The organism is Maricaulis sp. (assembly GCF_039978735.1).
Lineage (GTDB): Bacteria > Pseudomonadota > Alphaproteobacteria > Caulobacterales > Maricaulaceae > Maricaulis.
The window spans coordinates 1-19115 of the sequence record NZ_JBDWAS010000041.1 but is presented as its reverse complement, the minus strand read 5'-3'; the positions used below and the strand labels follow the sequence as shown (position 1 = coordinate 19115).

Below are 19115 nucleotides of genomic sequence, written 5' to 3'. Positions count from 1 at the left end.
CGCCCTCATCACCCGCCTCGCCATGAGCCTCCTGCAGCGCATCGACGACCCCAAAACATCCATACGAAGACGCATGAAACGTTGCGCCTGGGAAAACGACTACCTCCTCAACGCCATCGCCCATATGCGATAGCCCTGCCGGTGAGGGGTAAGGATGAAGCTGGAGGCGATCCGTCAGGCGGGGCGCCGTTTCGGCCGCAGCATCCAGCGGATGCGGTAGACGGTGAGCACGACGCCGGCGAGGCCGAACAGGATGGCGATCACGGACGTCGCCTTGATCCACCAGGAATTGAAGTTCTCGCGCGTCGACCAGTCCATGATGTGCAGGCCCCAGAAGAAATCATAGACGCGCCACAGCGTGGTGCGCACGGCGCGCAGCTCGCCGGTCCGGCTGTTGATGTAGAGCGTCGCGGGGTCCTGCGGCCCGAATTCGAACCGCCAGGCGGGCACGGCGAGGCCGGCTTCGCGCGGCGGGGTTTCCACCAGGAGCTGGTCTGTCAGCGCGCCTGAGCCGGCATAGCGGCCAAGGGCGATCTCGCGGGCCAGGTCTTCATCGACCGGTGTCAGATCCTCGCCCGTTCGGGCATCGATCATTTGCGGCCCCTGTGCCGTCTCCAGCCGCCAGACCGGACGTCCGGCCAGCCGGCCAGTGCGGGCCGACAGGACCTCGGTGTCCTGGCCGGCGAGGAGGGTAGCGAGCGGCAGGGCGTCGTCCGCCCAGTCGATCGCGATCTCCGCTTCGGCATGACGCAGATGTTCGCCGCGCACGGTCTCGATCGGCCACAGCACCATCACCAGACCCGAGACCAGCCACAGCATGACCTGGATGCCGATGGCGATGCCCAGCCACAGATGGACCTGGCTCATCAGTCTTAAAAATCTCATGTCACTCTCCCCATGCGCATGACCGGCGCGCCGGATCCGGGCCCGGCGCGCCGGTACATGCTAGCCCCGCAGGCTGATCCTGATACCCGCGGAGATTCCATTACCCGGCAAACGCTGGCCCAGCGCAATGTCGGACCCGGCATTGCGATTGTAGCCGGCCAGGTGATCGCGCCAGGGCTGGTCGAGGAGATTTTCCACCCCGGCCGCGATCTCGACGCCCGGCCGCACGGCCCAGCGCCCATAGGCGTTGACCAGGACATGACCCGGCGTTTCCGCCTCGCTCAGGGTCTGGGAAACCCGGTCCTGCTCGGCCACGGCCAGCGTTTCCAGTGTCACCGACCAGTCGGCAGCGTCATAGCTGGCCCCCAGGCGCAGGCTGGGCGGGGCGATGCGGTAGAGATTGTCGCCAGAGAGAGTGTCGCCGGTGTCGCGCCGCTCGCCGCGCACCCAGCTCAGCGTGCCGTCCAGCCGCCAGTTGGCGTCGATGCGCCAGCCGAAATCCGCGTCGAACCCGTAGAGTTCGGCATCGGTATTGGCAAAGCGCAGCGGCGTCGGATCGCCATTCATGTTCGAGACCATCTCGACCGGCGTGTCGATCACGCCCGGCGTGGCGTCGAAAGGCACGCCCTGGATGTAGTCGTCGACGCGGCGGTAAAAGACGGTCGGCCGGGCATAGACAGAACCGGACTGCCAGTCGAAACCGGCCTCGGCGATCCAGGCGGTTTCCGGCCGCAGATCGACATCGCCGACATAGGTATTGCCGTCGGCCAGGCCGCCGCTCGCCGCCGTCGGCAGCCAGGCAAAGCGCTCCAGATAGGTCGGCACACGGGTCTTGCGGGCCAGGGTAACGCGCAGCGTCGCCGTCTCGCTCACCGGCCGCCACAGGCGCGCCACCGCGTCCAGCGTGGTGTCGTCCCAGCTGCGGTCGCCCGCATTGAAGGCCATGGCCAGCATGCCCGGCATGGCGGGCACGGCCGGTCCCGTGCTGGCGAGGCCCGCTTCCGCCTCGTGATAATCCGCCCGCAGGCCCAGCTCGCCCTGCCATTGCGCGGGCAGGCCGCCGGTCCACTCGATAAAGGCGCCGGTGCGGGCAATGTCGATATCGGGCAGGGAGTTGAGGTAGAAGCCGGTATTGGACGGGTTGGTGATGGTGACATCATGATCGCTGCTTGCCCGGTCGATCCCGGTGCGCAGCTCGCCGCCCATCGCGTCGAAGGCCAGGGCGGCCGAGACTGTCCGCGTCTCCGCAAAGGCCAGGGTCTCGCGCCACGCCATCATCATCGCGGGTGCCGGACGCAGATCGTAATTATTCATGGCATGGGCCACATCCACCCAGCCGGCTTCCAGCTCGAGACGCATCGTGTCGAAATCGCCGGTATAGGCGAGGCGGGCCATGTCGGTATTGAAATAGCGGATATCCATGGCAAAGGGCGGATTGCCCGTCGGTCCGGTCTCGTTGCGGCGCAGGTCCAGCGAGAGCGTGTGCGCGCCCGAACGCCAGCCGGCGCCGAGGCCCCAGGCCGAGCGTTCATGCTCCGATCCGCCGATCGTGCCGGACGCCGTCTCGATATCGCCGCCGCTCTCATGCGAGGCCAGCATGTGCAGGCGCAGCGTGTCGCTGGCGATACCGGCCATGCCGCCCGCCGCATAACTGCTGTCGGCCGAGCGGGCTGCGAGGGTGATGTCATAACCGGTGCGCAGGCCGGGCCCGTCATTGAAGGGCATGGATTTGAACACCGCATCCACACCGCCCGCCAGGCCGGGACCGCCGCTCACCGGGCTGACGCCGCGATCGACTTCCATCCGCGCCACCAGCGGCAGCGACGCGTAGTGCAGGGGCGGGTCCATCAGGTTCGGGCCGCCGGAGGCGAAGTTCTGGCCGTCGATCCGGATATTGATCCGCGCGCCGGCCAGGCCGCGATACTGGACCTGGCCCGACAGGGCGCCATTGCTCAGCCCCGCCGCACCGGGCAGACGGGCGACCAGCCGGGTCGCGTCCGGGCCGCTGGCCGGGGGCAGGGTGTCGGGATCGATCCGGTCGGTGCCGGTGGTATCGGGCCGCTGGCCGGTGATGGTGATCACATCCGTGAGGGCCGGGGCAGGCTCCTGGGCCAGGGCAGGTGAAAGGGCAAGCGCCGCGCCGGCCGGCAGGGCGAAGACGGCGCAGCGTGTGCGCGCCAGGAAAATTCGGGTCATGAAAGAACGCTCCAGACCCGCAGGCGGCGCACCGCCGGCGGGGTATCCAGTCAACAGGGTTTTTTGGATTTCAGAGCGTTGCGGGTGGGGCGCGGGCCGGATGACGCGCGCGGATGGCCGGCAGGGCCGCCAGCTGATGCGTGTCCGGAACGGGGTTGGCCTGGTGCACGGGCCGCGGGGCTTGCCAGGCCTCGATGACCGGCAGCGGAGCGCTTGCCGACGCCATGGCGAAGGCGCAGGGCTGGGCGGTGCCGGCCTGGCCGTTTTCGCCGGTTCCGGCATGATCGCTGATCTCGCCGCTGGCGAGGTCTATCCACCGTGCAGACGGACCCTGGCCGGTACAGAAGACGACCGACAGGCGGCCCGTCGTCTCGTCGCGATCGAGCATATAGCCTGACGGGATGCCCGATTGCAGACCGGCCGCGATCAGCGCCAGCGCCGTCAGCCACTGGGCCAGAAGGCCCCGGCCATTTCGGATATCCCCAAGCATGAGCGAGCTGTTATCATCACGCTGTCAGGAGGGCCATGCGACATTTTCAGTCTGTCGCAGGAATGGCGAATCCCGGTGCATTCATGTTGCGGCCATGACGCATCAATGATGCATCAATGTCGCTTCAAGGTTACGCTTATGTCGCACGAAAAAGTCCACGCCCACCTCCTCGAAGCGGCCGAACCGCTCTTCCCGGACCTGCATGGCGCCATCGCCAAACTCGGCCCGCTGGAGTTTCCCAACCGCGAGGGCACGCCCTTTCCCCACTATCTCTGCCGCGCCATTGCCGGCCAGCAGATCTCGGTGAAAGCGGCCGCCAGCATCTGGGGACGCGTCGAGGCCAGCGCCGGCGAACTTCCGCTGCTGGATCATTTCACCGAGGCGAATACCGAGATCCTGCGCGGCTGCGGCCTGTCCGGTGCCAAGACGAAAACCATCATCGCCATTGCCGACACACATCGCACCATCGGCCTCGACGCCGACGAGCTGCGCGCGCTCGGCATTGCGGAGCGCTCGGCCCGTTTGACGGCGATGTGGGGCGTCGGGCAGTGGACGGCCGACATGATGAACATGTTCTATTTCGGCGAGCCGGACATCTGGCCCGATGGCGATGTTGCCGCCCGCAAGACGCTGGAACGTCTCACCTCCAGACGCCGCAAGACCGTGCGCACCGCCGAGCGTTTCAAACCCTACCGTTCCTGGCTTGCGCTCTACATGTGGGCCCATGTGGACGCTCCGCCGGACGGGGAGGCGGTTGGATAGTGCCGGGGCGGTCCGACCGGAAATTATGGAGTGGATTTCTTCCGGTACCAATTTTTGGTACAATGGGACGAGGAGATCCCGGATGGCCAAGAATACCAGTTTTGCCGTTGGCGAGCATTTCGCCGAATTCATCCATGAGCAGGTCGAAAGCGGCCGCTATGCATCCGCCAGCGAGGTGGTGCGCGCCGGCCTGCGCCTGCTGCAGGTAGAAGAGGAGAAAATCCGGGCACTGCGGGCAGCCATTGATGAAGGACTGGCGAGTGGCCGCGCCGAGCCCTTTGATTTTGACGAGTTTCTGGAACGCAAGAACCGGGAATTCCGGGATGGCGGCTAAGCCGCATCTCACCAGGGCTGCGAGGGACGATCTGGACTCGATCTGGCGTTTTTCGGCTCGAAACTGGGGTGTCCGGCAGGCCAACGCCTATACCCGCACCATACAGGAGGCCATCGCGCGGCTTTCTCTGTTTCCGCAGTCCGGCCGGCTCTTTGGCGACTGGCGTCCCGGCATTCGCATTCTGCAATCCGGGGATCACCTGATCGTATACCGTCTGGCAGACGACAGGATAGAAATCGTCCGCATTCTCCACGGTCATATGGATGTCGAGGGCCTGTTCGGTTCGGGCCGCTAGCAGCCGCAAATTGCCGTGGACGTCACTTCATCGCCGGCTCGACATCCCATACCCCTCCCTCTAACGTCGCCCTGAACACTGTTTACGCATGCGCCGTCACCAAGAGCGGACATGCGCTTGGTCGATGAATTTCAAACGACAAGGGGAAGAACCCATGGCCGAACCCGAAGCCCTGAAGGGCAAGCTCCGCCTGCCCGTGATCGGCGCGCCGCTCTTCATCATTTCCAATCCGGATCTCGTCCTGGCCCAGTGCAAGGCCGGCATTGTCGGCTCTTTCCCGGCGCTCAATGCACGCCCCGTCAGCCAGCTGGACGAATGGCTCGACCGGATCACCTCGGAACTGGACAGCTATAACCGCGCCAATCCGGACAAGCCGGCGGCGCCCTTTGCCGTGAACCAGATCGTACACCGCTCGAATGCCCGCCTCGAAGAGGACATGGCGCTGTGCGAGAAATACAAGGTGCCGGTCGTCATCACCTCGCTCGGCGCGCGTGAGGATGTGAATACGGCGGTGAAGTCCTGGGGCGGTATCACGCTGCACGACGTCATCAACCAGCGCTTTGCCCACAAGGCGATCGAGAAGGGGGCAACCGGCCTGATCTGCGTCTCGGCCGGCGCTGGTGGCCATGCCGGCTCGCTCTCGCCCTTCGGCTTCGTGGCGGAAACGCGGGAATGGTTCGACGGGCCGATCCTGTGCTCCGGCTCGATCGGCACGGGTGGCGGCGTGCTGGCGGCCCAGGCCATGGGCGCCGACTATGCCTATATCGGCTCGGCCTTCATCGCGACCGAGGAAGCCCGCGCCGACGAGGCCTACAAACAGGGTATTGTCGAGGGCTCGGCCGAGGACATCGTCTACACCAATCTCTTCACCGGCGTGCACGGCAATTATCTGCGCAAGTCGATCGTCGATGCCGGGCTGGATCCGGACGATCTGCCCGAGAGCGATCCGTCGAAAATGGATTTCGGTTCCGGCGGCGGCTCCAAGGCCAAGGCCTGGAAGGATATCTGGGGTTCCGGCCAGGGTATCGGTGCGGTCAAGGCTGTCCGTCCCGCGGGCGAGTTCATCGCCCAGCTGGCCGAAGAATACGAGGCTGCCAAGGCCCGCCTCTGCCGCTAGCCGGGTCTGCTCGGTGGCGGGCAGGACGCTGCCCGCCACAATACTATTCTGCCGCCTGACCGCGTCCGCTGCCCAGATAGGGCAGGGCGAACAGGTAGAGGCCGGAGATCATCAACAGGATCAGCGGCACGAGTGTCGTCAGGCCGATCGCCAGTGCCAGGCTTTCACCGCCCATGCCGGTGATGTTGATGACGATATTGGCGAGCACCAGTGCGGTGAAGGCGATCGACAGCCAGCGATGGCTCTTGCGAATGAACAGGCTGAATCTCATGGGTTTTCCTTTGTGAGGTTCGAGGGGCGGGTCAGTCGATGCGCGCCAGCACGGCTTCCATCGCATCGAGGAAGCGCGGCCAGCCGGCCGTCGCGCCCATCAGGTAGCGCGGCTGATCTTCCGGGAAGCCGGTCTGTTCCATGCGCAGGCGCGTACCGGATGATGTCGGTTCCAGCGTCCAGGTGACGACACTGTCCAGTGTGCCGGATGTCCAGGTGTAGGACAGCGTCGATTGCGGCTCGATCTCGCGCACGACGCATTCCACCGTGCCCCAGTCGAAGGCGAGCTCGAAACGGTGGTCCGGAACCGGCTTGAAATTATTCTTCATCAGCCATTCCTCGATCAGGTGCGGCTGGGTCAGGGCGCGCCAGATCTTTTCCGGGGCATGGGGAAATTCCCGTTCCACAACAACGGAGCGGGGCTGGGCATCGTTCATTGGTCCATCCTGTTGAGCAGGTCATCGAGATCGTCGAAACGGGCTTGCCAGAAACCGGTCATCTGCCGGGTCCAGTCGGTCAGCGGGGCGAGAGCGTCCAGCCGTGCGCTGTAATGCGTCTGCCGCCCCGCCTGCCGGTCACGCACCAGGCCGGCCTGTTTGAGCACGCGCAGATGCTTGGAAACGGCGGGCTGGGACACGCCGGCCTGCGCCGTCAGAGCAGTGACAGTCAGGTCTCCGTCGCGGCACAGGCGTTCAAACAGGGCCCGGCGCGTCGGATCGGCGAGGGTGCGGAAAAGCAGGTCATGCGGTTCGGACATGCAACGTATATCCCACGGGTTATGATTTGATCCATAACTGGAGGGATATGAGTTCGTCAAGGGGCGTGTGACGACGCTGCGCGTGTGCCGGGGACGGGCGTGAGCTGAAAAACGCGTCGCATATGGAGGCCAAAACCATCAGGATCGCAGCGGCCCCCTGAATTGGCCCATTGAAATGCAGGCAACCTTCCAGACGGGATGCGGCCAAGATGGACTTGCTTACGACATACGGTTTTCTCGCTACGGCCACCGTCCTGTCGTGCTTCGTATGCTGTTTGCTGGCCTGCTTTCTGATCGTTGCGCCGTCAGACCGGCGGACCGCCAATATCTATCTGGCAGTTTTTCTGATCCTGACGGCGGTCGATATGGCGGGCTGGATTTCGCCGGGACTCGATTCGAGCTGGGCCTGGCTGGAGGTACTGCGTATCGACCTGGCCTATCTGCAGATGCCCTTTTTCACGGCCTTTGTACTTGGAACCCTTTATCGCGACTTCCGGCCTGGCCGAACCGCCTGGCTTCATATCCTGCCATTCTTCGTCGCGCTTGTTCTGGCCCTGCCAGGCAATCAGCTTTCGCTTTTCCAGAATGCGCAGGGAGAAGACGCTTCACGGCTTCTCACCGATATCGAGCTGATACTCACGGTCACGGGGCTCCATCTTCAATATTACGTCTACATCGCGGTGTCGGCCTGGGGGCTCTACCGGTTTGAGCGCCTTCATCGACAGCAACATTCCGGCTCACTGCCGACCGTATACCGCGTGCTGATGCAACTGGTCGTCCTGTCCGTCCTCCTTCACACGCTGGTCTTCATCCGGTCGTTTGCGGGGTTTGGCGGTCATACAGCCCTCTTTACGCTGCTTGCGGTGAGCGGTGCCGTGCTGGTTCTGGGCGTGCTCACCTGGCTGACACTGATCGCACTCTTGCATCCGGACATGTTCCGCCGGGTCGACCGGTCACTGGAGGCTGCGCGTCTCGACCGGAATGCGGCGGATCAGGCCAGAGACGACCAGGTGGCGCGTGCACAGCTTGAAGCTTACATGAAAGCGAAACAGCCCTATCTCGAGCCGGATATCTCGCTGGCTGGCCTGGCTCACGGTATGGCCATGACACCGCGCGAGCTGTCCGGCCTGATAAACCGTGCCTTCAGCGTCCACTTTTTCGACTTCGTGAACCGCTATCGCGTTGAATATGCAAAGGATATGTTGCTCGCCGCACCGCGTAAAACCGTGCTTGAGGTGGCCTTTGCGTCGGGATTCAACTCCAAATCCTCGTTCAATGCCGCCTTTCGGCGCCATGCCGTCATGAGTCCGACGGAGTTCCGCGCCGCCCGCTCCACCAGCAAACTCGCCGGCTAACCCCGTCTTCCATCGCCGATAGCGGGAAAAACGACCGACTTCGTGAAGTCGGTCGATCGGAATCGCGTGTCCGGGCGAGGACGGACGGGCAGTTGTTCAATGGAGTAATCATGCGACCACGCAGACAGTTCTGGCGGGCCCTGGCGCTCGCTGCGTCCAGCCTTTTTGCGCCTGCAGGCGCTCTGGGACAGGTGGAGGATGCCGGCCTTGCCTCTGAAATCGCGGCAACCGAGGCGTTGCTGACACCCTGGCACGGCGACGACGTGCCCGGTCTTGCTCTATCGGTGATGGTGGACAGTGAGGTCGTGTTCGGCGCAGGAGCCGGGCAGGCCCATCTGGAGCACGCGTCGCCGATGGGGCCGGATACGCCGGTCCACGCCGCGTCGGTGTCCAAACAGTTCACAGCCTTCTCGATCGCGCTCCTTGCCGCAGATGGTCTCATCGATCCGGATGCCGACATCCGCACCTATCTCCCCGAACTCCAGCCGGGCCCGGAGGTCGTGACCGTGCGACATCTGCTGGATCATATGGGCGGGTATCGCGAACAATGGACCCTGTTCGAGATGGCCGGCTGGTCGTCTAGCGATGTGATGACCCAGGCACAACAATGGCGGTTACTCACGCGGCAGACCGGGCGGAATTTCGCGCCTGGTGCGCGCGTGGAATACTCGAATTCGGGCTATGCGATGCTCGCCCGGATTGTCGAAGAAGTGTCCGGGCAGAGTTTCGCTGCCTTCACCAGGACACGGATATTCGAGCCGCTGGGAATGTCGTCGACGCATTTCCGGGTGGACATCAGCGACCCGGTGCCGGGGCGAGCCTTGTCTTATGCACCTGCGGGCGACGGGTTTGTGACCCAGGTCTACAATGCGGAAACGACCGGCTCGACAGGTCTGGTGACGACCACGGCCGACCTTCTGCGATGGGCCAGCAATTTCGAAACGCGCAGGGTTGGCGATACCGAGGTCTTCAATATTCTCGCTGAGCGCGCCACCGCTGCAAACGGGCAGCCTTCGGTCTTCGGACGGGGACAGGAATTGCGCCGGTATCACGGGCTGGAAACCTGGTCACATGGCGGCCGGGACGCCGGTTATCGCGCCTTCCTGCTTCGGGTGCCATCGGAAAGCTTTGCTGTGTCCGTTCTGGCAAATCGGACAGATGTCGATCTCGCCGAACTCGCCTTCACTGTGCTCGATATCTTCCTTGGTGCTGCCGATGGATATCGGATCGACGAACCGCCCGCCTGGCAACCCGCTTCGTTGCCGGAGCTTGAAAGCTATGCCGGCCATTACGAGTTCTTTCCTGGCCTCATCTATACGGTTTCGGTGAGCGACGGCGCCTTGCAGTATGCGCCGCGCGGGGGCGGGCAGGGCACGTCCTTGCAACAGGTTGGGCCTGCGACATTCAGTGCCGATCCGGCACAAAGCGTGTCGCTGCGGTTCCGGACCGGGCCGGAGGGACGTGTCGTGGGGTTGGACCAGGTCGTCGGCCTGCACGGCGTCATTCCGGCCGAGCGCATTTCTCTTGCTCCGTTCGATCCGGCTGCCGTCGATCTGCAGGCCTATACGGGTATCTACTACAGCCCGGAACTCGATACCCTCTATGAGCTTGCGGTCGGCGACGGTGTGCTGGTCGCCCGCAATATCCGGCTGTCAGACACGCCGCTGACACCTTACCAGGCCGATACCTTCGCAGGGACGAGGACCGGCATGCTCCGGGTGCGTTTCGAGCGCGGAGCAGACGGTGTCGTAACGGCGGCGCTGGTGTCCGGGCCCCTGGCCGAGGAGGTGCGTTTCGATCGGATCCAGATGGTGCCTGGCTAGGCTGGGTCGCCGGGGCAGGCCTTCGCCTGGGACGCGCTGGTTTCTGGGGAGGAATCGTCAGGAACCGGCGAGTTTGAGGTTCGGAATCTCGTCCAGAGAGTGCGCGGCAATCTCTTCGGGGCACTCGAACATCACGTCCGGAGACTGGGCGTCGAGAATGCCCTGTGTGGCGAAGCCCCAATTGACTGCGCCGGCAATACAGCCGGTCTCGCGGGCGGCATCGATATCGCGGACCTCGTCGCCCACACTCAGCGTGCGGTCCGGCGTGGTGCCGGCCTTGCGGATCACCTTGCGGAAGATGGAGGCCTTGCCGAACAGGGCCGCGCCGCAGGCGAACAGGTCGATCCGCTCGCACAGGGCTTCGCCCAGCACCGCCCGGACGGCCGTCTCGCCATTGGAGCTGACGACGGCGAGCTTCACACCGGCGTCCGACAATTGCCGGATCAGCGTGTCGATACCCTCGAACAGGTGGATACAGTCCACATTCTCGGCGGCGCGAGAGCGTACGTCATTGGCGAGAAAGGGGATCTTCCAGGAGGGGATGCCCAGCTCGTTCATGATCGCCTTGGGCGGCAGGTCGCGCAGGGCTTCGGCTTTTTCGTCATCGATCGGCGGCAGCCCATGCTTGTCGACAACGTCGCCCAGCACGGTGCGGAACCAGGTCAGGCTGTCGGCCAGGGTCCCGTCGAAATCGAAGATGATCAGGTCGTAGCGCGCCAACGTGTCCCGGTCCGGTTATTCGCTCCTGGCAGCCAGGCTGCCCACAATCACGACAGGGTTTTCTGATTCTTGTGACGGTTGCACGTTGTAACCGCTAACCGGCGTGTAAAAAACCGAACGGCGCGCGAACCGTTTCGTCCGCGCGCCGCTGGCACCACCCGTCTGCCCGGGGTCAGCCCTCGTTGTCTGGGCTTTCTTCGCCGTCTTCAGCGGCGCTTTCATCATTGTCCGGAGCCGGTTCGCCGGCGGGCTCGACGCAGACCTCAAGACTGCTGAGCAGGCTGGCCTCGATCGGCAGGAGGCGCGTTTCCTCACCTTCAAGGCCGATCCCGATCCGGCCCTCGCGCGGCAGGCCCTGCAGCGTGTCTTCGCTCGCCGGGATACGCATTTCGATCCATCCCGCACGGCCCTCGACGGGGGCAAACATGCCTGTGACGGTACCGGCCGGCGTGATCAACGAGCCGGCGCGCGTGGCGGCATTGTCCTGTGTGGCGGCCGATTCGGCGTCGGCCGTATCCGGCTCGGCCGGTTCGCTCGCATCCGGCATGTCGGTCTCGGATGTGTCTTCCGGCTGGGGAAGCGACACAATCAGGGCCGAGCCGTCAGCTGCGCAGCGCAGCTCGGCGGCTGCGACCATGGCCTCTTGGCCGTACTCCATGCCGCCGGCGCCAGCCGTGCTCCAGCTGCCTTCGACAAGCGGACCGTTGAGTTGCAGGTTGTCGCCCTCTCCGGCCTGGACCTCCGGCTCGAACGTGTCGTCATTCGATGCTGCAACGTGTTCGAGCAGGTCCTGCATCGTGCCGTCGGGATCGCGACGGTCTTGCTGGGCCGGGCTCGCCGGCGTGGTGCCGGGCGTGGCCGATTGCTCATTGGCCGGAGCCGGTGCCGGCTCGTCCTCGGGAGCGCCGCAGCCGGCAAGGCCGACCAGGGCGATGGCGGTGTATGTCAGGGCTTGATGTTTCATGCCCCTTCAACGGGCGTGCTTCGGCATTGGTTCCGCTGTGGTTGCCTTCAGGCAAAACAAAAGGGCCGCCCCGGCGCGTTCCGGCGCGGCCCTTGCTTGCCGTGTCAGCCTGTGGCTGCGCCCTAGATCGAGGTCAGCCAGGACGGCTTGACATAGGGCAGGTCGAGATCGTCGGCGACCGGCTTGTAGCAGATCTCGCCTTCCGCCGTGTTTAGGCCGCGCGCCAGGTGCGGATTGGCGTTCAGCGCTTCCTTCGGCCCCTTGTTGGCGATCTCCAGGCCGAGCGGCAGGGTGGCATTGTTCAGCGCCAGCGTGGAGGTGCGGGCATAGGCGCCCGGCATGTTGGCGACACAGTAGTGCACGACATTGTCGATGATATAGGTCGGGTCGTCGTGCGTGGTGGCCTTGGAGGTCTCGAAACAGCCGCCCTGGTCGATGGCGATGTCGACGAGCACGGCGCCGTCCTTCATCTCCTTCAGCATGGCGCGGGTGACCAGCTTCGGCGCGGCGGCTCCCGGGATCAGCACGGCGCCGATCACGACGTCAGCTTCGCGTACGGCCTGTTCCAGCGCTGCGGCGGTGGAGTAGGCGGTCTTCACGGCACCGGAGAACTGCTCGTCCAGCTCGGCCAGGCGGCGGTTGGAGCGGTCGAACACGGTGACGTCGGCGCGGGCACCGATGGCCATTTCCGCCGCATGCGTACCGGCGACGCCGCCGCCGATGATCACGACCTTGGCCGGCAGGACGCCGGGCACACCGCCCAGCATCAGGCCGCGGCCGCCCTGGGCCTTTTGCATGCAGTGTGCGGCCACCGAGACGGACATGCGGCCGGCGACCTGGCTCATCGGCGTGAGCAGGGGCAGGCGGCCTTCATTATCGGTGACGGTCTCATAGGCGATCGACAGGCAGCCGGCCTTGCGCAGGCCTTCCGCCTGCACGGCGTCGGCGGCCAGGTGGAGATAGGTGTAGAGCGTGTGGTGGGGCTTCAGCATCGCCGTTTCGGACGGCTGGGGCTCCTTCACCTTGACGATCAGCTCGCCCTTTTCGAACACCGCAGCGGCATCCGGCAGGATGGTCGCGCCGGCGGCTTCATACATCTCGTCGGAAAAACCGATGCCGTCGCCGGCGGTGGACTGGACGAAGACCTCGTGGCCGTGGCGGACGAATTCTGTGACGCTGTTCGGCGTCAGGCCGACACGGTATTCACGGACCTTGATTTCCTTGGGCACCCCGATACGCATGATTGTTTCCCGTTTTGCTGGATCGCGCCGGGAAAACGCCGAATTCTTCGATCCGGTGAGCCCTGCGCGAATAAAATTGACATTCGCCGCCGCGTAGTGTGAATTATTGTGCACCAAACGACATTGGTTGCGACGTATATACTGACTTTTTGCCCAAATCCAGAATGATCTGCGGGCAACGGGCGTAACTTGGGGAGGGTGTCCTGTGCGGCTCGATAGCGTAGATATCTCCATTCTGACGGAACTTCAGGACCATGGCCGCCTGACCAATGCCGAGCTGGCCGAGCGTGTCGGCCTGTCTGCCTCTGCCTGCCACCGCCGCGTGAAGGCGCTCGAGCAGGCCGGTGTGATCGACCGCTATGTCGCCATTCTATCGGAAAAGGCGCTGGGCCGCGGCATCACGGTTTATGTCCAGGTGACGCTGGACAACCAGAAGCGCGAGACGCTCGTTGCCTTTGAGGAAGCCGTCGAGACGGTGCCCGAAGTGATGGAATGCTATCTGATGAGCGGCGATGCGGACTATCTGGTCCGCGTCCTGGTGCGCGACGCCAATGATTATGAGCGCGTCCACCGCGAAGTGCTCTCGGGCCTGCCCGGCGTGGCGCGCCTGGTCTCCAGCTTCACCATCCGCCGCGTCTTCTCCCGCACCACCATGCCGGTGCCGGACGAGGTCGTGGTGAAGGATGGTTGAGGATCGAAACGCGCCGTTTCGCTGGTCCGTTTCCGATGACGGGGGCGTTGTGACCCGTTGGCGGCGGGGATGGCTCCGGAAATAGCGGGCCGACCTTTCGATCGAGCCATCCGACGTGGCCAGTATTCACGTCGATGTCGTTGATGCACTTGTCTTTGACGATGTGCACCTGCGCTTCGCGCTCGCTGGTAGCGAAGCGTGCGCCAGCGAAGACGATCCCGGCTTCGAGGCCTTATTTGCTGGATGAGCGCACACTTCACCCTTTCGCCACCGGATTGGCGCGAAATTGTCGAGCAACACATCCGCGCAACGCCTCTCAACCCGATGAGTTTGTGTCTCTGGACACACGAGGGGTCTGGTTGAGGCGCAGGTTTAGCCATTCTCCGCCAGCATGGCTTCATAGGCTTCGGCCCAGTCATACCGCACGAAGCCTGACGCGTCGGGCTCGGCCGTAGAGTCCATGACGTGGGCGATGACGGCCATGCGGTCGCGTGTGCGGCGCAGTCCGCCGCTCTCGCGGGAGAAGGCGATGTCCTCTCCGGGGCGCGTGACGGCCGCATCGAGATAGTAGATCGTCCAGCTGGCCGGCGCCGCCCGCGCCTCCATCAGCGCGAAGGCCCGATAGGCGGCGACCCGCCAGTCTCCCCCGGCGATCAGCCCCTGCGCCTCGCGTTCGGCGGCATCTTCGGCCAGCGCGATAAGATAGGCATAGCTGTCCTGGCGGCCCTGGGCCTCGACCGGAGCCAGCGGGTCGGCGCCCGCTTCCAGCGATATCCGGACCAGGTCGACCACAGAATCGAGCCCGGTGACGACCGCCACATCAAGCGCGGCGTGCAGGTCCTGTGTGGCCGGGTCTGCCTGACGGGCAAGGGCAGCAGGCGAGACCGTGAGGCAGAGCAGCAGGGTTGCGACAAGCATGAGGGAATTGCGGGGCATCGCAGAACTCCTATATCGGACCGCGACTGGCGATATCGCGCAGGATGGGCATGAACGGGACCTCTGACGCGCCGACCCGGCAGCCGGACCCGCCCTCGATATCGTCGGCGTCGATATAGAAGGATGTCTGTCCGTTCTGGACGACGTCGACCACCTGCCGCGTGAAACGGCCCCTGTCAGTGAGGGGCGGTCTGTGGGCGAGGTAGCGGACACCGCATACGGTGACATACTCACCGATATTGCGTGCAGCATCGAAGCGCGACGAACCGCGCCGGCAGGCCAGCGTGTCACGGGTGATATCAACACTGCTGACGTGGACCTGCCTGTCGTCGGGTGTTCGGCCGAATATGCGAAGCGTCCCGAAACTCTCGCATCGGGGAAGCTCGGCCGTTGCGGGGCGTTGCGCGGAGGCCGCGCCGGAGCCGGGTGAGGATTGCTGCGCGGCATAGGGCGACTGCAGGCCGGCGTCCGAAGGTACAGAGTAGGGCGGAGGATTGCCGATGGCGTTCAGGGGCTGTCCCAGGCGTCCGGCATCCCGGAAGGCCTGGGCCATCGTCTGGTCGTAATTGCTGTCGGCGGCGGCAATACCCGCATTGTACTGGCTCTGCGCGGTCTGGATCTCGCCCATTGTCTGTTCCAGGGCCGGCTGCATGCGGCGGGCGAATTCGGCCCAGTCGAAACCGGGTTCGTTGCGGCGGCGCTCGCGCTCGGCATAGCCGCGCGCATCGCCATAGCCCAGGCGCACGGCCAGATTCTCGTCCTGGTGAAGCCAGAAGGCATAATAGCCCGGCGCATGACCGGACCCGTCCGGACCCGGTCGCGCGCCCGCGTTCAGCAGCGCATCGATCATGGCGCGGTTATTGTGGATGGCGGCGTGGTGCAGCGCGCGCGTGCCGTCCTGCAATGTACCGCGATTGGGATCCGCCCCGGCAGCGAGGAGGCGCTGCACCAGGGCCAGATTGTTGCGGGCGGCGGCAACGACGATGGCGGAGTTTCCGCCGGGCGTCAGGGCGTCGGGATCTAGCCCCTGGCCGACAAGAAAGTCGACCGCCGCGCCATGCCCGTTGGTCACAGCGCCGATCAGCGTGTTCAGCGTGCCGTCATTCGAGACATAGTCCAGGCTCGCCCCGGTGCGTGCCAGGGCCGCCAGCGTCTCCACATCGCCCGCATAGGCCATGTGCATAGCCGCGAACCCGCCCATGAAGGCCTCGCAATCCGGCCAGACACCGCGGGCGCAGGTCTCGAGAATGAAGCGCTGCGTCTCCGCGTCCTGGCCGGCGAGGATGCGGCGGATGCGGTCGCCATCATAAGCGCGCGCGGCGTCGGCGATGTCGTCTGCGAGTTCGCGTGGTGAACGGCTGACGCGGACCTGTGTACGCGCGCTGACGGTCTGCCCCGTCCGCGTCCGGGCCCGCACATTCAGGCCTGCTTCGCCCTCTGCCACGGCATCGAAGCTGAAGGACACGCCCTGGCCTTCAATGCCCTGCAGCATCGGCCGCAGCTGGAACATGTCGGGCTGGCGCGTGATGACAACGACGCCAGGATTGCTGCTGCTGACCTCGATCGCCTCGACGGCATCCCAGCCTTCCCGGATCACGATCGTTGCCGTTTGCGCATCGGAGACCGAAAAGGTCGAGGGGATCTGGGCAAGGTCGAGCGAGACGGCGGTATCGCCCGCCAGCCCGTCCAGATAGTCGGCAATCTCCACATGTCCGTTGGCGCGGGCATAGTCGGCGGCCGTGCCGCGGCTGGCGCGGATCGCCGGATCGGCGCCGGCGGCAACAAGGGCGCGGACGGCGTCGAACCGGCCCTGCATGGCGGCGATCATCAGCGGCGAATAGGGCCGCGTGCCCGGCGTCATGATCTCGTCGACCCGGGCTCCGGCGGCAACCAGTAGCGGGATCAGGTCGGCAAAGCCGCGATTGGCCGCCAGGTGCAGGGCTGCGCCTTCGACCGTTCCACGCTCATTGGGATCGGCACCGGCATCGAGTAGGACACTCACGATATCGGCTCTGCCGCCATTTACCGCCGAGATGAGAAGCGGATAGCCGTCGGGTCCCGTCACGTTCACCGCATGCCCCTCCGCAATCAGGCGGCGGACCAGTCCCGGCATGTCGGCGAGGACGGCGCGGCGAATGATGGTGTCGCCTTCCGATACGCTGAAATGCGAGCGATAGCCCGCGTCGAGCAGTGCGAGGGCGCCGGCTTCGTGGCCTTCCCCGATCGGCACAGCGATGGGCTCCGGCGTGCCGGGCGGCACCGCCGGCTGCACGGACCCGCCGCCGTCACGGAGGGCTGCGATGGCTGGAGCAAGTTCAGGGTCGCGCGACAGGTAGATTCCCGCGCCGTACATCAGCGGCATGGCGGGTTGCGTGTCGAGCATCTGATTGGGATCGAAGCCGGCGGCGAGCGCCTCGCGGATCGCGGCGACATCATTCTCGAACACGGCATCGAGGACAGTATCGGCGTCGGGGGCTGCGGTGTCGGCGGCGGCCAGCAGGGCGAGGGCAGCATCGATCGCGCGGGCCTCTTCCAGCGCGTCCTCGCAGGCATCCTCGAATTGCGCCATGGCATCGTCGAGCAGGCGGTCGGCCTGCTGGGTGAAGCCCTGCATGATACGCGGCTCGACGACCTCGATCATGTAGCGGGCGGCAAACACGCGCTGGTATTCCGCCTCGGCATAGGCCGAGCGGGCGATGGTCAGGTGGTCGCCGGCATTGGGATTGTAGAGCACGCCCAACGCGTCCACCGTGTCTTCCGGATCGTTCCAGAACGCATTCAGCCGGGCTTCGATGCCGGCGCGGCCCTCACGCTGGTAGAGCTCGGCCCACTCGATTGCCGACAGGGCGTGGCGTTCGCGTGCATAGCCGACATAGGCCTGCCACCAGTAATCCTCGTAGCGCGACCAGGCATCCGTGGCGAAAGTGTTGATCGAATATTCCAGCAGGCCCGCCATTCCCATCATCGGACCCATATTGCCGCCCCAGTATCCGGACAGGCGCGAGCGGGCGAGGGACATGGCAGCCTGGATCGCCAGCGCCTTGGACTGGCGGTCGCCGGTCCGTACGGCGTTGGTGGAATGGTAGAGGATGTTCACCCCGTCGATCATCTGGCTGGCTGTGCCCAGGGCCGGACCCAGCCGCGACACGACGCTGACCCCGTCTTCCAGGGAAGCGAGCACCCGGTTGAGGCGGCCGACGGTGAAGCTGCGGCCGGCCAGGGCGGCACTGCGCTCGGCAGCCGACATCGCCAGGGCCCGCTCGATCGCGGTGCGGGAGGTGGCGAGGCCGCCGGAGAAATCCGTCGCGGCCTGGGCATTGGCGAGATTGGCGACGGTGGGCGTGACATTGCCCCAGAGCTGCACCAGGGCATTGGTGCGGAAACGGTCGCGTTCAGCTTCTGTGGCCAGGCCCAGATACTGTTCGGCGGAATAGAAGAGTTCGCCCGACTGGCAGGTCAATTCCTGTGCCACGGCCGGCGCACCGGCCAGCAGGCTGAAGGCCGCAAGGCCTGCTGCGAGCCGTATTGGCCCGGTCGCGAAAGCCGGCATTGTATCTCCCCGTCAGCAGGGTCTTCCCCTCGCAGCGGCAGAATTCGACGGAACCCCCGATCCGTCAATTGGTACAAACGTACCAGCGCGACCGCTTGCCAGCCTGCGCGCGAGCGACTAATTCCGCGCCATGACCGATCAGCGCTACGACAATCTGGGTCAGCTGGGCGCAACGACGCCGCTGCCCGACAATCCGGACACCGCCATTCTCGAACGCGTCGCCAATCCGTGCGATGCGCCCTACATGACGCGCTTCGTGTGTCCGGAATTCACCTCGCTGTGCCCGGTGACCGGCGCGCCCGATTTTGCGCATCTGGTGATCGACTATGTGCCGCGCGACTGGATCGTCGAATCCAAGTCGCTGAAGCTCTATCTGGGCAGTTTCCGCAATCACGGCGCGTTCCACGAAGCCTGCACGACCGGCATCGGCCAACGCCTGGTGAAGGAGCTGGAGCCGGTCTGGCTGCGCATCGGCGGCTACTGGTATCCGCGCGGCGGCATCCCGATCGACGTCTTCTTCGCGACGGGCGAGCCGCCCAAGGGCGTGTGGATTCCCGACCAGGACGTGCCGGGCTATCGCGGCCGCGGCTAGGCCGCGGACTCAATTGTGCGCATCCAGATCCTTGCTGAAGCGAGAGCGATTGCGGCGAGGAAGTTGGCGGCATGCTTGTCGAAGCGCGTTGCGATCCGCCTGAACTGCTTGAGTTTGCAGAAGAAACGTTCGACTAG

General features: G+C 65.0%; 20 protein-coding genes and 1 pseudogene. 9 read left to right on the top strand and 12 right to left on the bottom strand.

Going from position 1 to position 19115, the window contains the following annotated elements; translation table 11 throughout:
* Positions 1-174: 174 nt before the first annotated feature.
* The 3 genes from ABJO18_RS11220 to ABJO18_RS11210 all read right to left on the bottom strand — a co-directional run bounded on the left by ABJO18_RS11220 (position 175) and on the right by ABJO18_RS11210 (position 3571).
* Positions 175-885, bottom strand: a complete 711-nt coding sequence (locus ABJO18_RS11220; RefSeq protein WP_348509077.1) for a hypothetical protein — start codon at positions 883-885, stop codon at positions 175-177.
* A gap of 60 nt (positions 886-945) precedes the next feature.
* The gene (locus ABJO18_RS11215) at positions 946-3081 is read right to left on the bottom strand and encodes a TonB-dependent receptor (RefSeq protein WP_348509076.1); all 2136 of its coding nucleotides are present in this window, start codon (positions 3079-3081) and stop codon (positions 946-948) included.
* 70 nt (positions 3082-3151) lie between these two features.
* A complete protein-coding gene (locus ABJO18_RS11210; protein ID WP_348509075.1) occupies positions 3152-3571 on the bottom strand; it encodes a DUF2946 family protein in 420 nt (139 codons plus the stop codon).
* Between the two features lie 138 nt (positions 3572-3709).
* Between ABJO18_RS11210 and ABJO18_RS11205 the strand changes: the two genes are divergently transcribed.
* The 4 genes from ABJO18_RS11205 (at position 3710) to ABJO18_RS11190 (ending at position 6079) form a co-directional block, all read left to right on the top strand.
* Positions 3710-4333, top strand: coding sequence for a DNA-3-methyladenine glycosylase 2 family protein (locus tag ABJO18_RS11205; RefSeq protein WP_348509074.1), 624 nt, complete (start codon positions 3710-3712; stop codon positions 4331-4333).
* Positions 4334-4415: 82 nt separating this feature from the next.
* Positions 4416-4667 carry a type II toxin-antitoxin system ParD family antitoxin gene (locus ABJO18_RS11200; RefSeq protein ID WP_291886881.1) on the top strand — a complete coding sequence of 84 codons (252 nt, stop codon included), beginning with the start codon at positions 4416-4418 and terminating at the stop codon, positions 4665-4667.
* Positions 4657-4962 (top strand): type II toxin-antitoxin system RelE/ParE family toxin, encoded by a 306-nt coding sequence (locus ABJO18_RS11195; RefSeq protein WP_348509073.1) that lies wholly within the window; start codon positions 4657-4659, stop codon positions 4960-4962. Before ABJO18_RS11200 ends, ABJO18_RS11195 begins: the two co-directional genes overlap by 11 nt.
* 154 nt (positions 4963-5116) lie before the next feature.
* On the top strand, positions 5117-6079 hold the full coding sequence (locus tag ABJO18_RS11190) for a nitronate monooxygenase family protein (protein ID WP_348509072.1): 963 nt from the start codon (positions 5117-5119) through the stop codon (positions 6077-6079).
* Between the two features lie 43 nt (positions 6080-6122).
* Here the strand turns inward: ABJO18_RS11190 and ABJO18_RS11185 are convergent, their stop codons facing one another.
* Genes ABJO18_RS11185 through ABJO18_RS11175 form a run of 3 tightly spaced genes read right to left on the bottom strand, consistent with a single transcriptional unit; the run spans position 6123 to position 7106 of the window.
* Positions 6123-6350 carry a hypothetical protein gene (locus tag ABJO18_RS11185; RefSeq protein WP_348509071.1) on the bottom strand — a complete coding sequence of 76 codons (228 nt, stop codon included), beginning with the start codon at positions 6348-6350 and terminating at the stop codon, positions 6123-6125.
* A 31-nt stretch (positions 6351-6381) separates the two neighbouring features.
* Positions 6382-6786, bottom strand: coding sequence for an SRPBCC domain-containing protein (locus tag ABJO18_RS11180; protein WP_348509070.1), 405 nt, complete (start codon positions 6784-6786; stop codon positions 6382-6384).
* Complete coding sequence (locus tag ABJO18_RS11175) at positions 6783-7106, bottom strand: metalloregulator ArsR/SmtB family transcription factor (protein WP_348509069.1); 324 nt, start codon at positions 7104-7106, stop codon at positions 6783-6785. Before ABJO18_RS11175 ends, ABJO18_RS11180 begins: the two co-directional genes overlap by 4 nt.
* Before the next feature lie 209 nt (positions 7107-7315).
* Here ABJO18_RS11175 and ABJO18_RS11170 point away from each other — a divergent pair, with 209 nt between their 5' ends.
* On the top strand, positions 7316-8461 hold the full coding sequence (locus tag ABJO18_RS11170; RefSeq protein ID WP_348509068.1) for a helix-turn-helix domain-containing protein: 1146 nt from the start codon (positions 7316-7318) through the stop codon (positions 8459-8461).
* Between the two features lie 110 nt (positions 8462-8571).
* Positions 8572-10284 (top strand): serine hydrolase, encoded by a 1713-nt coding sequence (locus ABJO18_RS11165; RefSeq protein ID WP_348509067.1) that lies wholly within the window; start codon positions 8572-8574, stop codon positions 10282-10284.
* Positions 10285-10341: 57 nt separating this feature from the next.
* Here the strand turns inward: ABJO18_RS11165 and ABJO18_RS11160 are convergent, their stop codons facing one another.
* The 3 genes from ABJO18_RS11160 to ald form a co-directional block, all read right to left on the bottom strand.
* Positions 10342-11004: an HAD hydrolase-like protein gene (locus tag ABJO18_RS11160; protein ID WP_348509066.1), complete on the bottom strand. Its 663-nt coding sequence runs from the start codon at positions 11002-11004 to the stop codon at positions 10342-10344.
* Positions 11005-11176: 172 nt separating this feature from the next.
* Positions 11177-11968 carry a hypothetical protein gene (locus ABJO18_RS11155; RefSeq protein ID WP_348509065.1) on the bottom strand — a complete coding sequence of 264 codons (792 nt, stop codon included), beginning with the start codon at positions 11966-11968 and terminating at the stop codon, positions 11177-11179.
* Between the two features lie 122 nt (positions 11969-12090).
* A complete protein-coding gene (gene ald, locus ABJO18_RS11150; RefSeq protein ID WP_348509064.1) occupies positions 12091-13209 on the bottom strand; it encodes an alanine dehydrogenase in 1119 nt (372 codons plus the stop codon).
* A gap of 205 nt (positions 13210-13414) precedes the next feature.
* On the opposite strand from ald, the gene ABJO18_RS11145 reads away from it, so the two are divergent.
* Complete coding sequence (locus ABJO18_RS11145; protein ID WP_348509063.1) at positions 13415-13900, top strand: Lrp/AsnC family transcriptional regulator; 486 nt, start codon at positions 13415-13417, stop codon at positions 13898-13900.
* Between the two features lie 115 nt (positions 13901-14015).
* The gene (locus tag ABJO18_RS11140) at positions 14016-14147 is read left to right on the top strand and encodes a hypothetical protein (protein WP_348509062.1); all 132 of its coding nucleotides are present in this window, start codon (positions 14016-14018) and stop codon (positions 14145-14147) included.
* A gap of 125 nt (positions 14148-14272) precedes the next feature.
* Here the strand turns inward: ABJO18_RS11140 and ABJO18_RS11135 are convergent, their stop codons facing one another.
* Positions 14273-14836 (bottom strand): hypothetical protein, encoded by a 564-nt coding sequence (locus ABJO18_RS11135; RefSeq protein WP_348509061.1) that lies wholly within the window; start codon positions 14834-14836, stop codon positions 14273-14275.
* Between the two features lie 10 nt (positions 14837-14846).
* The gene (locus tag ABJO18_RS11130) at positions 14847-18386 is read right to left on the bottom strand and encodes an ankyrin repeat domain-containing protein (protein ID WP_348509060.1); all 3540 of its coding nucleotides are present in this window, start codon (positions 18384-18386) and stop codon (positions 14847-14849) included.
* A gap of 130 nt (positions 18387-18516) precedes the next feature.
* Between ABJO18_RS11130 and queF the strand changes: the two genes are divergently transcribed.
* Positions 18517-18978 (top strand): preQ(1) synthase, encoded by a 462-nt coding sequence (gene queF / locus ABJO18_RS11125; protein WP_348509059.1) that lies wholly within the window; start codon positions 18517-18519, stop codon positions 18976-18978.
* On the opposite strand, the pseudogene ABJO18_RS11120 reads toward queF, so the two are convergent.
* Positions 18975-19115: pseudogene (locus ABJO18_RS11120) on the bottom strand (IS5/IS1182 family transposase); the annotation flags it as partial. The gene queF and the pseudogene ABJO18_RS11120 sit on opposite strands and share 4 nt — an antisense overlap.

Bases quoted from the DNA above. Each gene is read 5' to 3' on its own strand.
- ABJO18_RS11170 (WP_348509068.1), top strand. From the start codon at position 7,316: ATGGACTTGCTTACGACATACGGTTTTCTCGCTACGGCCACCGTCCTG.
- ABJO18_RS11175 (WP_348509069.1), bottom strand. From the start codon at position 7,106: ATGTCCGAACCGCATGACCTGCTTTTCCGCACCCTCGCCGATCCGACG.
- ABJO18_RS11185 (WP_348509071.1), bottom strand. From the start codon at position 6,350: ATGAGATTCAGCCTGTTCATTCGCAAGAGCCATCGCTGGCTGTCGATC.
- ABJO18_RS11215 (WP_348509076.1), bottom strand. From the start codon at position 3,081: ATGACCCGAATTTTCCTGGCGCGCACACGCTGCGCCGTCTTCGCCCTG.
- ABJO18_RS11200 (WP_291886881.1), top strand. From the start codon at position 4,416: ATGGCCAAGAATACCAGTTTTGCCGTTGGCGAGCATTTCGCCGAATTC.
- ABJO18_RS11205 (WP_348509074.1), top strand. From the start codon at position 3,710: ATGTCGCACGAAAAAGTCCACGCCCACCTCCTCGAAGCGGCCGAACCG.
- ABJO18_RS11155 (WP_348509065.1), bottom strand. From the start codon at position 11,968: ATGAAACATCAAGCCCTGACATACACCGCCATCGCCCTGGTCGGCCTT.
- ABJO18_RS11135 (WP_348509061.1), bottom strand. From the start codon at position 14,836: ATGCCCCGCAATTCCCTCATGCTTGTCGCAACCCTGCTGCTCTGCCTC.
- queF (WP_348509059.1), top strand. From the start codon at position 18,517: ATGACCGATCAGCGCTACGACAATCTGGGTCAGCTGGGCGCAACGACG.
- ABJO18_RS11195 (WP_348509073.1), top strand. From the start codon at position 4,657: ATGGCGGCTAAGCCGCATCTCACCAGGGCTGCGAGGGACGATCTGGAC.
- ABJO18_RS11180 (WP_348509070.1), bottom strand. From the start codon at position 6,786: ATGAACGATGCCCAGCCCCGCTCCGTTGTTGTGGAACGGGAATTTCCC.
- ald (WP_348509064.1), bottom strand. From the start codon at position 13,209: ATGCGTATCGGGGTGCCCAAGGAAATCAAGGTCCGTGAATACCGTGTC.
- ABJO18_RS11220 (WP_348509077.1), bottom strand. From the start codon at position 885: ATGAGATTTTTAAGACTGATGAGCCAGGTCCATCTGTGGCTGGGCATC.
- ABJO18_RS11210 (WP_348509075.1), bottom strand. From the start codon at position 3,571: ATGCTTGGGGATATCCGAAATGGCCGGGGCCTTCTGGCCCAGTGGCTG.
- ABJO18_RS11130 (WP_348509060.1), bottom strand. From the start codon at position 18,386: ATGCCGGCTTTCGCGACCGGGCCAATACGGCTCGCAGCAGGCCTTGCG.
- ABJO18_RS11165 (WP_348509067.1), top strand. From the start codon at position 8,572: ATGCGACCACGCAGACAGTTCTGGCGGGCCCTGGCGCTCGCTGCGTCC.
- ABJO18_RS11190 (WP_348509072.1), top strand. From the start codon at position 5,117: ATGGCCGAACCCGAAGCCCTGAAGGGCAAGCTCCGCCTGCCCGTGATC.